A 13,018-nucleotide genomic window follows, 5' to 3' on the forward strand; every position below is an offset into this window, starting at 1 on the left:
GTGCGTGGCGGTGCGGTGACGGAACTTCCGGCTGCGCCTCACTACCGAAGAGCCGCCACCTCGAGCGGTTCCGAACCGACGTGGCGGCGCCCTGCGACACCGGCATCCACTCGGGCAACGGCCTCGGCGGCCACACCACCGGGTCAGGAACCGGGTTCCTGCGGCCGCCCCGCGGGCAGCTCGCGCTCCTCGCGCTCGGCTTGCTCGCGCTGGTCCCGCTCGGCCTCCTCCCGCTCGGCCTCGTCCAACCTGCGGGTCTCCTCCGTCGGGTCGGGTTGGAGCAGGCTTCCGGGCACAGGTCTTCCCGCCGCGCCGAGCTTGTTCATCCGTTTCGGCACCGGAGCCCCCTGGTAGGGAAGTTCCTCGGGATGCCCGTGCTCGTCGACCGGCCCCAACGGCTGATGCACCTCGATGAACTCGCCATCGGGCCTGCGCCTGATGATGCCGGTTTCGATGCCGTGCTCGAGCACGGCTCGATCGGCGCGCTGCAACCCGATGCAAATCCGGTAGGTGATGTAGTACGCGAGGGGCGGCCCGATCAGCAGCCCGATACGTCCGGCCCAGATCGTGGCGTTCAGCGAGATGCCGAACTCGAAGGAGATGATGTCGTTGACGCCCGACAGCAGCAACAGCACGAAGAACGTGATCGCCATCATGCCCAGGCTCGTGCGCACCGGGACGTCCCGCGGCCGCTGCAGCAAGTTGTGGTGGGCGGTGTCTCCACTGAGCTTGCGCTCGAGCATGGGATACAGCGCTGCCAGGACGAAGATCGCACCCATGAGAAACGCCGTCGGCCAGAACACCGCCGGGATGGTGAACGAATCGGCGATGTAGATCTCCCAGGGTGGCCACACACGGCTGGACCCCTCCGTCCAGAGGATGTACCAGTCCGGCTGGGCCGCCGCCGAGACCTTCGAGGGGACATAAGGACCGAGGTTCCAGACGGGGTTGATCTGGAAAACCCCACCCATGATCGCCGTGACACCGGTGACCACGGCGAACAACCCACCGGCCTTGATCGCGAATCCCGGCATGATCCGCACGCCGACGACGTTCTCCTCCTTGCGGCCGATACCGGGGAACTGGGTGTGCTTCTGATACCACACCAGTGCCAGATGCACCGCGATCAATCCCAGAATGATCCCCGGCAGCAGGAAGATGTGGATCAGGTAGAAGCGGGGGATGATCTCGTCCCCGGCGAATTCACCACCGAACAGCAGCCAGTGCAGCCACGTACCGATCACGGGAACCGACAGGGTGATCCCGGAGGCGATCCGCACGCCGGTACCGGACAGCAGATCGTCGGGCAGCGAGTAGCCGGTGAAGCCCTCGAACATGCCGGTGATGAACAGCAGGATGCCGATGATCCAGTTCGCCTCACGCGGACGCCGGAACGCCCCGGTGAAAAAGATCCGGAACATGTGGGCCACCAGCGAGGCCATGAACAGCAATGCCGCCCAGTGGTGAATCTGGCGGGCGAACATCCCGCCCCGGATCTCAAAGGAGAGGTCCAGCGTGGTCTCGTAGGCGCGCGACATCGCGACCCCGCGCAGGTTGGTGTAGACGCCCTGATAGACGACCTCGGACATCGACGGGTCGAAGAAGTACGCCAGGTAGGTGCCGGTCAACAGCAGGATGATGAAGGTGTAGAGCGCGACCTCGCCGAGCAGGAACGACCAGTGCGTCGGAAAGACCTTGTTCATCTGCCGCCGCAGGCCCGAGGCCATCTGGTAGCGCTTGTCCATCTCGTCGGCCTGCTGAGCAGCCATGCGAGAGAAACCACTCGATGGTTTGGTCGGCCGCGTCAACCTGCTCATGACACGCACGCCTCCCTTCCGAGGACCACGCGACCATCCGCAGGCAGCCGCGGAGAGAGCCACCAGCGGAGAGCCTAATCAGGAGTCCGGCCACGCGCGACCGGAAGCTCCGGCAACCGGCGACGATCATGCAGGCAGCTTGCGCACTACGCCACTCGGCGTAACGTCTGGCCCGTGACACGCGAGACGGGACAGCTCGGTGCGGAACTCCACCACTACCTGGTGGAGCACGGAGCTCGTCCCGACGAAGTCCAGCGGGACCTCATCGCCGAGACCGAACGGCTGCTGCCCGAGCGGGCACAGATGCAGATCTCACCCGAGCAGGGGGCGCTGCTGACGATGCTCGCCAAGATCGGCCGGGCCCGATTCGCGGTGGAGGTCGGTACGTTCACCGGTTACTCCGCTCTGGCGATCGCCCGGGGGCTGACTCCGGACGGTCATCTGCTGTGCTGCGACATCAGTACCGAATTCACCGAGGTCGCCCGCCGGTACTGGGAGCGCGACCGGATCCGGGAGCGGATCGAGCTGCGGCTGGGTCCCGCCTCCGAAACACTGCGGGCACTCCCGGAGGAACCGGAGATCGATCTGTCGTTCATCGACGCGGACAAGACCGGCTACATCGACTACTGGGAGCAACTCGTCCCCCGGACACGGCCGGGTGGGCTCCTCACCGTCGACAACGTGCTCGCCGGCGGGCGGGTGCTGGACGACGACGAAACGGACATCAACGCGCAGGCGATCAGGGCGTTCAACGAGCACGTTCTGCGCGACGACCGCGTGGAGCTGACCATGCTTCCGATCAGCGACGGGATCACCATCGCCCGTCGGCGCTGAGCCGGAATGTTCTCACCACCGCCCCGAGGAGACCGTGGACGCTCTCTCGGGCGACTGTCCCCCGCTCTCGCCGGGATGCCCCGATGATCCTGAGGGATGCCGTGACGGGTCGCTCGAGCGCTTCCCCCGAACACCGTATCCACACCACCCGAACGGGTTGTCTTTCAGCGGGCTGAGCGAGACGAGTTCGGTTAATCTTCCTCCAACTCCGCGATCTCGTCGAAAGGACGCTGCACGGTGACCCCGCCATCCACGCAATCACCACGGCGTGTACTGCTGGTCAGCGCCACGATCGGCGAGGGGCACAATGCCACCGCCCGCGCGATCGAGGACGCGGCACGGCGCCTGTGGCCCGAATGCGAGGTGGCCTGGCTGGACAGTCTCGAGGTGATGGGGCGCGGCGTCGGCCCCGCGTTCCGGTGGATCTACGTGTTCAATGTGGAATCCACCCCGTGGCTGTACAACCTGTTCTACCGGGCGCTGTGGCGTTACCGGTGGTTCGCCGACTCCTCCCGACGCTTCGTCGGCTCCTGGAGCGGTCGGCGGCTACGGCCCCTGATCGAGCAGTATCAGCCGGACCTCATCGTCTCGACCTATCCCATGGGCACGGCCGGCCTGGACTGGCTGCGGCGCCGCGGGGAGCTGGACACCACCGTCGCCGCCGTGGTGTCCGACTTCTCCCCGCACCCGTTCTGGGTGTACTCCGAGATCGACCAGCACTACGTGATGAGCCACGCCAGCCTGCGCGAACTGCACCGGGCTCAACCCGACGCCGCCGGTGCGGTCTGCGTACCACCCGTGATGCCCGCGTTCCGGCCTGCGGACAAGGCAGTGTCCCGCCACCGAATGGGCCTGCCCGAACAGGGATTCCTGGCGCTGATCTCGTGCGGATCACTGGGATTCGGCTCGATCGAACGAGCCGTGCAGGCCGCACTGCAGGCACCGGGCGTGGATTGTGTCGTGGTCACGTGCGGCCGCAACGAGCGACTTCTCCACCGGCTCACGCAGCTGCACAGCTCCGAACCCCGGCTGGTGCCCCTCGACTGGGTGGACGACATGGCCACCCTCACCGCGGCGGCCGACGTGGTGATCACCAACGCAGGTGGCGCCACCGCGCTGGAAGCGCTCGCGTGCGGCCGCACCGTCGTGATGTTCGAACCGATCGCCGGGCACGGTCATGGCAACGCGGAACTGATGGCCCACGCCGGGCTCGCCGAATTGTGCCCGGACCGACCCGGTCTCGTCGAAACGCTGCAACGACTCACCACGGACCCGCAGCGGCTGCACGACATCGAACAGCGCGCGCTGCGCCACACCGAGTCGGGAGACTTCACTCAACAGGTCGCAGCGCTCGCGGAATTGCCCCGACACCGGGGCAAGCAGACCTTGCGCGCCCAGGACGCCTTCTTCGTGCACGCCGACACCCCGACGGTGCCGCAACAGACCGGCGCGATCCTGCTGGTGGAAGAGGGGCGCGCCGAGATGTCGATCGAGCAGTGGACCGACCACCTCGCCGACCTGATCACCCGGCGTGCCCCACACCTTCCCATGCTGCACCGGCGCCTGGTCCGGCGCCGTGGCCGCCGTGCCGCCTGGGTCACCGAGTGGCCCGACCCGCACAGGCACCTGCACAGCCGGGTGGTCGGCACCCGGCACGATGTGCACTGGCAGGAGGCGGTCACCGAGTTCTTCGCCACCGCGGTGCGCACCGATCGCCCTCCCTGGGAGCTGCTTTTCCTGCACGATGCCGACGACGGCAGGACAGCGCTGCTGATCAAGCTCCATCATGCGTTGGGCGACGGCGTGGCCGTGACGAGCACCATGACGCGGTTGCTCGCCGATCCCGATACCACGCAGCGGACGGGATCGCCCGCCCGCCCGCGCACGCGTGCCCGGCCTCGAATACGGCAACGAGTACAGCAACGTGCGCGCCAGGCCCGGACCGTGGCGCGCGGGCTGGTGAGCCTGGCCGGCGCGGGACCCGCCCCGGTCAGCGAGTTGGACGGTCCCAGCACACCGGAACGTCGATTCGGGTGGGTGGAGCTGTCCATGACGAAGGTGCACGCGAGTGCCCGTACGCACGGTGTCCGCACCAGTGTGTTGCTGGTGACGCTGCTGGCGGAGGCCCTGCATCGACTGCTCGACGAGCGTGACGGCACTGTCCCGGGGCAGTCCTTGCGGGCGATGGTGCCCCGCACCACCCGATCCTCGCGCACGAGAGGCGATACGGAGGCTTCGGGCAATCGAACGGTCGCCGTGTCCGTGGACCTCCCGGTCGGGCCGATGGCACCGGAGGAACGGATGGCCGAGGTGACCGCGCGCCTGGAGGCCACGCAGTGCTACGGGCAGCCGATGGCGGCCGGTTCGGTACTGACCGCGCTGGGAGTGCTGCCCGCCCCCGTGCACCGGTGGGTGGTTCGCCGCATGTACCAGCGCCGCTTTTTCAACGTGATCGTGTCGGCGTTGCCCGGCTCTCGCTACCCACCGCGGGTGGCGGGTGCACTCATCGCGGGCGTGTTGCCCGTACTCCCCCTGGCGCGCGGTGTCGGGCTCGGAATCGGTGCGATCACCTGGGGGGAGATGGTCGGCGTGGGGATCACCGCCGACGCGAGGTTGACCCCGGCACCGCAGCAACTGGCCGACCATGTACGCGCCGCGTTCGATGACCTGCAGAACCTGCTCGAACAGGACCACGAATCGTGAGTTCCGGCGGTGCCTGGCTCGTTGTGGCCGTACCGTGCGCCGTGGCGGGAGCGGCCAGTTTCGGGATGGCCAGTGTCGTGCAGCAGCGCGCCACGAAACAGGTGCCGGACACCCGCGCGTTGAATCCCCGGTTGTTGCTGACCCTGGTGCGTAAGCCGATCTGGGTGGCCAGCGTGCTCACGGTGATCGTCGGGTTGTCCTTGCAGGTCGTTGCCCTGGCTTTCGGGCCCTTGATGCTGGTGCAGCCACTGCTGGTGACCAGTGTGCTGTTCGGGGTCGTGTATTCGGCCTGGATGTCCGGGCGCCGTCTCGACCGGACCATCATGGTGGGCTCGTTGAGCTGTGTGGCGGGGTTGTCGGCGTTTCTGCTGCTGGCTCGCCCCTCGGGAGGTGGCGACCTCATCGAGCGACGCACCGTACCGCTGGCCCTCGCACTGGGGCTCGTGTTCCTGCTGTGCATGCTGGCCGCATCGTTCTTTCCCGGCGAGATCCGGGTCATCGCGCTGGCTCTGGCAACGGGTGTGCTCTACGGGGTCACCGCGGCACTGATGAAGGTGGTGACGAGCCAGATCCGGGCGGGAGGCATCGCCGAACCGTTTCAGCACTGGGTGCTCTACGCGGTGTGTGTGATCGGCCCGTGCGGTTTTCTGCTCAGCCAGAACGCATTCCAGCAAGGCAAGCTGATCTCCCCGGCGCTGGCGATGATCACCAGCGTCGACCCGCTGGTGGGAGTCGCCATCGGTGTCCTCTGGTTCGGTGAGTACACGGTGTCCACACCCGCTGTGCTGGCCGGCGAGGTGCTCGCGGGTATTACGATCATCGGCGGGATCGCCGTACTCACCCACCGCGGGGAGCACTTGCGGCGGGAGACGGAAAGCGCCGAATCCGATGATCCGTCCGGGAGAATCACATGGGGATGACCCTGCGCGGTCGCACTGCGCTGATCACGGGAGCCTCGTCCGGAATCGGTGCGGCCACCGCCTCGGCGCTGGCCACCGCAGGCTGCACCCTGATTCTGGTGGGCCGGGACGAGGAACGACTCGCCGAGGTCGCCCGGCGCACCGGCGGCAGGGTCCTGGTGGCCGATCTGAGCAGCCAGGCCGGTATGGACAGTGTCGCCGCCGCGGGCCACGAGGCCGATCTGCTGGTCAACAACGCCGGTGTCGGATGGGCGGGTCCGCTCGACGCGATGACTTTCGAGGACGTGTCGACCATGATGGCGGTCAATGTCACCGCCGCTGTGCAGCTGACGCGGGCCCTGCTGCCCGTACTGGCACGGCGGCACGGCGGCCACGTGGTGTTCGTGTCCTCCATCGCGGCCGTGGGGGTGCGCGACGAAGCGGTCTACGCGGCGAGCAAAGCCGCGATCCGCGCCTTCGCCGCGAGTGTGCGCCACGAGGCCGAGGACCACCACGTCGGTACGACGACGGTGTTGCCGGGAGCGGTGCGCACCCCGTTCTTCAGCCGTCGCGGCAGGCCGTACGACCGCCGGTATCCCCGGCAGGTCAGCCCCGAAGAGGTGGCGACCGCCCTGGTCAGGGGCGTCGAGCGCGGTGGCGGTGAGGTGTTCGTGCCGAGCTGGTTGACCGTCGCGGCCCGCTTCCAGGGAGCCGCTCCCGCGACGTTTCACCGGCTGGCCCGGCGCTTCGGTTAGCTCGCTTCGGCGAGCCCACGTTGCGCATGCGCTCGCCGCTCCGCTGTGGAGACCACCGGCACTACGGAACCTCGTGTGACGGATCGGACCGGACGGTGTCGTCCGCACAACTTGTGCCGATTGCGGTCGCCCACCGGACCAGGGGTGCCCCGATGTGGCGCAACCGCTGCAGCGCCGCCACTGCTCGGCGAGCGCTGGCCACATCCAGCAGTGGTTCACGGGGCGTGTCCAGCACGATCCGCACCACCGCGACGGGGCGGTTCCCTGCCGCGGCGACCAGTTCGGCCGATTCCATGTCCACGACCAGCGCGCCGGTGTCTGCCAGGGCGGCACGCTCGGCACCGTGGACCAGGTGACCGGTGGTCACGATCGGACCGGTGTGCACAGCAAAGCCCTCACTGCGCAGCTCCTCGGCAGGCCGCCGACAGGCCAGCTCGCGCGGCCGGGACCGCCGGCCACGGACCTGACTTCCCACGACGATGTCGCCACTGCGCATCTCCGGTGTCAGTCCCCCGCCCAGGCCGGCGATCACCAGCACGTCGAAGTCGCTGTCTGCCAGCGCAGCGGCGCTGCACGCGCTACGCCGCATCCCGAATCCGCTGCGGTGCACGACCACCCGTGCCGGCTCGCCCCGATGCCGGGTGACGTCGCTTCCGAAACCGCGGCGCAGGGCACGGGCCTCCGTCCGGAGTGGTGCGCACACCAGCAGCATCGGTGTCATGACTTACCCGCCGTCGACGGCGCGCCGGTAACGCCCGAGGGCAGCGAGCGGGAAGATCTGCCGATACAGGTGGTAGTTGATATAGAAATCGCCGGGGAATCCGGTACCGGTGAACTGGGGCTCGTCCCATCCGCCGTCCTGGCGCTGGTGTGCCTCGAGGTATCCGATGCCGCGGCGTACCGCGGTGGTCTCGTGCCGTTCGAGGGCCAGCAGCGCGAGCAACGCCCACGCCGTCTGCGACGGTGTGGACACTCCCCGGCCGATCCAGTCGGAGTCCACGTAGGAGCGCAGATCCTCGCCCCAGCCTCCGTCGGCGTTTTGATGTTCCTCCAGCCACCGCGCGGCACGGGCGAGCGCGAGGTGATCGCGAGGCAGTCCCGCCTGCACCAGCGCGGGGACCGCGGCTCCCGTGCCGTAGAGGTGGTTGGCACCCCAGCGGCCGAACCACGAACCGTCGCTTTCCTGGTGAGCGAGCAACCACTGCACGCCCCGGCGCACCGCGGTGTCGTGCCCGTTGCCGAGTACGCACAGGGCTTCCACCGCGTGCGCGGTGACATCCGCGGACGGGGGGTCGATGACTTCCCCGAAGTCGCAGAACGGGAGCTTGGTGACCAGTTGACGGGTGTTGTCGGCGTCGAAGGCGGCCCACCCACCGTCGTGGGATTGCATGCCCCGCAGCCACCGCCTGCCCCGTTCGATCGCACTGCGCACGTCCGGGCTGGCGGGGTCACCGGCACGGTGCAGTGCCAGCAGCGCCTCGGCGGTGTCGTCGATGTCGGGATACCCGTCGTTTTCGAATTCGAAGGCCCAGCCGCTCGGCGGCAACGCGGGACGGCGGACCGCCCAGTCCCCGCGTACTTCGATTTCCTCGGCGCAGAGGTACTCCGTCGCCCGGCGCAGCGCGGGATGATCGCGGGGGACGTCGGCGTCCCGCAGCGCTTGCACCGTCAGCACTGTGTCCCAGACCGGCGACTGGCACGCCTCCAGGCGTCGCACGACGCCGGTGTCGGTCTGCTCGCGGATCAGGAAGCCTTCCAGCCCGGCCAGGCCCTCTCGCATGACCGGGTGGTCGAGCGGATATCCGAGCAGGTACAAAGCCAGCAGCGAGTACACCCACGGCGGTTGGATGCCACCCCAGGACCCGTCGGCCTCCTGGTGGGACACGATCCACTCGGCGGCCCGCCGCATCGCGTGCCGTCGCACCGACCGCACGGGGAAGCGCTCGTAGCCGTGCAGGACACGGTCGAGGCCGTGAAAGAGGCGGTCCCAGGACATCAGCGGAGCAGGGGATGTGTCGGGACGTCGGCCCGAGCGCAGTTCCGCGGCGCTGATACCGAGGTCGTGCTGTGGCCGCAGGGTGCACACGATGGTCAACGGGACGACGGTCTGGCGGGCCCAGCAGCCCCAGTCGGCGATGTTCAGCGGCACCCACGGTGGCAGCAGGATGAGTTCGGGAGGCATCGCCGGAAGGTCGTCCCAGGACCACTCGCCGAACAACGCGAGCCAGATCCGGGTGAACACCCGGGTGTTCTCGATCCCGCCGTGCTCGAGGATCCACCGCCGGGCGTCGGCCATGTGCGCGGCATCCACATCATCACCGGCGAGTTTGAGCCCGATATAGGCTTCCACGGTGGTGGACAGGTCACCCGGACCACCGTGGAAGGTGGCCCAGGTGCCGTCCGAGCGCTGCTGGGAGCGGATCCAGCGTGCCGCCTCGACGGTTTCCACGTCGGTTCGGATGCCCAGGAACTGGCGCAGCAGCAGGTCCTCGACATCCATCGTCACGTTGGTCTGCAACTCCCCTTTCCACCAGCCACCGGCATGCTGGAGCGACAGCAGGTGGTCGCGCGCCGCCGCGAGGGCGTCCGTGCCCGGATCGGCGGTGGTGACCCTGGCACTGCTCTCCGGCCGGGCGGCCGTTTCGGGGGACTCGAACACTCCCGAATCAGCCACCGGCGACTGATCGGCCGCATCGGCCAGCTCGGTCACGTCGGACAGCTCGTTCTGCCGGTACAGCGATTCCGTCAACGTTGCCTCCGCAGAATGTAATCGGCGAGTTCGGACAGCCCTTCGGTCGCGGCTCCGCAGTCGGCGAGTTCGAGATGCCGCTGCGCGGAAATGAGTCGGCGCTCGCATTCGGCCTGGGTCCACTCGCGTGAACCGGCCTTGTCCACCATCTCGGCGGCTTCGTCGAGCTGGTCGTCACTCAAGGGCTCGGATTGGACGTAGAGTTCGCGGAGTCGCGCCCCCTCGGGCTTGCCCGACGTCATGGCGTGCACCACCGGGAGCGACTTCTTGCGGGAACGCAGATCGGACAGCACGGGTTTTCCGGTGATCTCCGGGTCTCCCCACAGACCGAGCAGGTCGTCGACGAGCTGGAACGCCATGCCCAGCTCGCGGCCGAAGGCATCCAATTGTTCCACCGTCTGCCGGGGTGCACCGACGAACAGTGCCCCGATCGAGGCCGAGCAGCCCAGCAGTGCTCCGGTCTTACCGGCCACCATGGTGCGGCACTCGTCGAGGGTGACATCCATGCGCTGCTCGAAGTCCAGATCGGCGGCCTGCCCCGCGATGAGCCTGCTGATCGCACTCGACAGGGACCGCGCCGCGTCCACAGCCTGCGGAGACGGGTCCTCCAGGAGCGTGTCGGTGGCCAGTGCCAACAGCGCGTCCCCGGCCAACAGTGCCGCAGAACGGCCGAAGACGGTCCACGCGGTGGGGCGGTGCCGCCGGGAGAGATCCCCGTCCATCAGATCGTCGTGCAGCAACGAGAAGTTGTGCACGAGTTCCACGGCGGCGGCCGCGGGCAACGCAGCGCCGTAGTCGTCGCTGCCGCTGCGAGCGGACAGCATCACCAGAGCGGGACGCAGCGCCTTGCCGGAGCGCGTGTCCGGAACCCCGTCGGCATTGACCCAGCCGAAGTGGTACTCGCTGACCCTTCTGGTGTCCGGATCGAGCCGGCTGAGGATCTTGCGAAGCTCCGGATCGACGAGCTCCTGCGCGGCAGCCAGAGCAGACGGAACGGTTGCTGTCACGTGGTCACCTCCACGCCACTCGGTAGTCGGTGCTGGTGGCGAGATCGACGATTTCGGCAGCGCGGTGGCCACTGGAGACCGCGCCTTCGAGCGTGTCGGGCCAACCCGTGTCGGTCCATGCTCCGGCCAGGACCAGTCCGGGAACGCCGGTCCGTGTCTCCGGGCGCAGTGCCCGCACCCCTGGCTTGGGCAGGAAGGTGGCGGCGGGCTCCCTGGTGACGAAGAAATCCAGGACTTCGGCACGGTGCGCCCGCGGGAACAAGTCCCGCAGAGCGGGCAGAAAGCGCTCACGCAGGTCTTTCGTGCGCGCCGTCAGGTATTCGTGCGCTGCCGACAGGGACACCACCAGGTACTGGCCCTGATCGATCCCGGCGGCGGCAGTGCGATCGAAGACCCACTGCACGGGCGAGTCGATCGCCGCCGCGAACTCGAGATCGGTGACCGGGCGGTCGTAGTGCACGTGCACATTGACGATCGGCGCCGAGGACAGCCGGGACCAGCGATCTGCCTCCGGCAGGGCGAGAGGGTCGAGCAGTTTGGCGGCTGCCGCGTGCGGCACCGCGACCACGACGGCATCGGCGTCGAGTTCCTCCTCACCCCGGGTGCCCACCGTGACCCGCAGACTCTGGTCCGCCTGCTGTACCGACAGCGCCTTGGCGCGTAACCGGACCGTGGCCCCGGCCGCGGCCAGGGCCCGGCGTGCGGGGAAGTCGTGCAACTCGCCGAGCGGCCGTTGCGGAATACCGATGTCGCCACCGGTGACGGTGTCCAGCACCCCGGTTCGGAAGACCTTCACAGCCATGGCCAGCGAGACCTGCCGCGGCTCGGCGTTGAGCGCGGCCACGATCAGCATGCCCCACAACACCTGCACGGTGCGTTCCGGCTCGCGGCGAGCACGGAGCCACTCGGCGAAGCCGATCTCGTCCAGTGCCGGATCGTGCGGATCGAGGCGACGCAGTGCCAGCGCGGTCCGCAGTGCCGCCGACCGTTGCCGCCATGTCAGTGCCCGGTGCCCCAGCAGTGCAGGCAGCAGATGAGCCGGAGCGGGCAACCGGCCACGCCGCAGCAGCCAGCCGCGCCCGCCGGGAGCGACCACGGGAACACGGAAGCGCGGCTGGATGCGCACACTGTCGAACACCCCCAGCCGCCGCAGCAGTGCGGCATAGGAGGAGTAGCAGCGCAGAAAGACATGCTGACCGGTATCGATCATGCGCTCCCCGCGGCGGAACGAGCCCGCGACACCGCCGAGGCGGGGACGGGCCTCCAGCACGGTCACCTCGAAGCCGGCATCACAGCAGTGCAGTGCCGCGGCCGTTCCGGCCACACCACCGCCGATCACGACCACTCGCCCACGGGTCACGACGCCATCCCCGCCAACGACCGCGCCGCGACGGCGATCTTCTGCCTACTCGGTAACGACACTCGTGTGCGCAGCACCGTTCGAGGATCGTCGGTGATGCGCCGCAGCAGCTCGTGGTAGATACCCGCCATGGCCGCGCAGCAGGCGCGGCTGCGGTGATCGAGCATCGGCAGCAGGAGCAGCCCCTCGGCATACCACTGCTCGGCACGGCCGGCTTCGAAGCGGATCAGCTCGGCCAGAGCCGCGGGGTCGTCGGCGGGCATCCCGTCCTCGGTCAGATCCAGCCGGACGCCGAAGCGCTCCATGTCCTGCCGCGGCAGATACACCCGGCCGTTGCGCCGGTCCTCCAGGACATCGCGCAGGATGTTGGTCAACTGCAGGGCCACACCGAGTGCGTCCGCGCGTGCTCGTGCCGTCGGCGAGTCGTCGTCACCGAAGACCGCCAGGGACAGCCTGCCGACCGAGCCCGCCACGCAGCGGCAGTAGTGCAGCAGTTCGTCGAACGTCTCGTATCGCCGACCACGAACATCGGCCTCACAGCCCTCGATGAGCTCGTCGAACACCTCCAGCGGCACCGACATCCTGCGGGCGGTGTCCGCCAGTGCCACGAGGACCGGATCGGCCGAGTCGGTGTCGGCCGACCGCAGTTCGTCGCGGGCATGGTCGAGCCCGGCGAGTTTGTCCTCGTCCGGCCGCTCACCGTCGCCGATGTCGTCGATGCGTCGGGCGAACGCGTACACCGCCGACAACGCCCGTCGCTTCGGTCCGGGCAGCAGACTGATGCCGTACGAGAAATTCTTCGCCTCGCGGCGCGTGATCTCCTCGCACCGCCGGTAGGCGCTACGCACCCGCACCGCCTCACCGCCGGGTGCTGTCCCGCTCAGACACAGCCGC

At 68.5% G+C, this 13,018-nt stretch carries 10 protein-coding genes; 4 read left to right on the forward strand and 6 right to left on the reverse strand.

What is annotated here, in order from left to right:
- Positions 1-143 precede the first annotated feature (143 nt).
- Complete coding sequence (gene qcrB, locus DFQ14_RS05700) at positions 144-1,817, reverse strand: cytochrome bc1 complex cytochrome b subunit (protein ID WP_114451971.1); 1,674 nt, start codon at positions 1,815-1,817, stop codon at positions 144-146.
- Between the two features lie 174 nt (positions 1,818-1,991).
- On the opposite strand from qcrB, the gene DFQ14_RS05705 reads away from it, so the two are divergent.
- From DFQ14_RS05705 to DFQ14_RS05720, 4 genes are all read left to right on the forward strand, one after another.
- On the forward strand, positions 1,992-2,651 hold the full coding sequence (locus DFQ14_RS05705) for an O-methyltransferase (RefSeq protein WP_114451972.1): 660 nt from the start codon (positions 1,992-1,994) through the stop codon (positions 2,649-2,651).
- 237 nt (positions 2,652-2,888) lie between these two features.
- Positions 2,889-5,354: a wax ester/triacylglycerol synthase domain-containing protein gene (locus DFQ14_RS05710; protein WP_114451973.1), complete on the forward strand. Its 2,466-nt coding sequence runs from the start codon at positions 2,889-2,891 to the stop codon at positions 5,352-5,354.
- On the forward strand, positions 5,351-6,274 hold the full coding sequence (locus DFQ14_RS05715) for a DMT family transporter (RefSeq protein WP_114451974.1): 924 nt from the start codon (positions 5,351-5,353) through the stop codon (positions 6,272-6,274). Before DFQ14_RS05710 ends, DFQ14_RS05715 begins: the two co-directional genes overlap by 4 nt.
- Positions 6,265-7,008: an SDR family NAD(P)-dependent oxidoreductase gene (locus DFQ14_RS05720; RefSeq protein WP_246195363.1), complete on the forward strand. Its 744-nt coding sequence runs from the start codon at positions 6,265-6,267 to the stop codon at positions 7,006-7,008. Before DFQ14_RS05715 ends, DFQ14_RS05720 begins: the two co-directional genes overlap by 10 nt.
- Before the next feature lie 61 nt (positions 7,009-7,069).
- Here DFQ14_RS05720 and DFQ14_RS05725 read toward each other — a convergent pair whose 3' ends face one another.
- The 5 genes from DFQ14_RS05725 to hpnD all read right to left on the reverse strand — a co-directional run bounded on the left by DFQ14_RS05725 (position 7,070) and on the right by hpnD (position 12,978).
- The gene (locus DFQ14_RS05725) at positions 7,070-7,729 is read right to left on the reverse strand and encodes a phosphorylase family protein (RefSeq protein ID WP_114451975.1); all 660 of its coding nucleotides are present in this window, start codon (positions 7,727-7,729) and stop codon (positions 7,070-7,072) included.
- Between the two features lie 3 nt (positions 7,730-7,732).
- Complete coding sequence (shc, locus tag DFQ14_RS05730) at positions 7,733-9,667, reverse strand: squalene--hopene cyclase (RefSeq protein WP_420810138.1); 1,935 nt, start codon at positions 9,665-9,667, stop codon at positions 7,733-7,735.
- An 86-nt stretch (positions 9,668-9,753) separates the two neighbouring features.
- Positions 9,754-10,764 (reverse strand): polyprenyl synthetase family protein, encoded by a 1,011-nt coding sequence (locus tag DFQ14_RS05735; protein WP_114451977.1) that lies wholly within the window; start codon positions 10,762-10,764, stop codon positions 9,754-9,756.
- A gap of 4 nt (positions 10,765-10,768) precedes the next feature.
- Positions 10,769-12,124 carry a hydroxysqualene dehydroxylase HpnE gene (hpnE, locus tag DFQ14_RS05740; protein ID WP_114451978.1) on the reverse strand — a complete coding sequence of 452 codons (1,356 nt, stop codon included), beginning with the start codon at positions 12,122-12,124 and terminating at the stop codon, positions 10,769-10,771.
- A complete protein-coding gene (gene hpnD / locus DFQ14_RS22600) occupies positions 12,121-12,978 on the reverse strand; it encodes a presqualene diphosphate synthase HpnD (protein ID WP_246195539.1) in 858 nt (285 codons plus the stop codon). The genes hpnE and hpnD overlap by 4 nt, the downstream gene beginning before the upstream one ends.
- Positions 12,979-13,018: the final 40 nt, after the last annotated feature.

Origin of the sequence: Halopolyspora algeriensis (genome assembly GCF_003337235.1) — a bacterium.
GTDB classification, from domain to species: domain Bacteria; phylum Actinomycetota; class Actinomycetes; order Mycobacteriales; family Pseudonocardiaceae; genus Haloactinomyces; species Haloactinomyces algeriensis.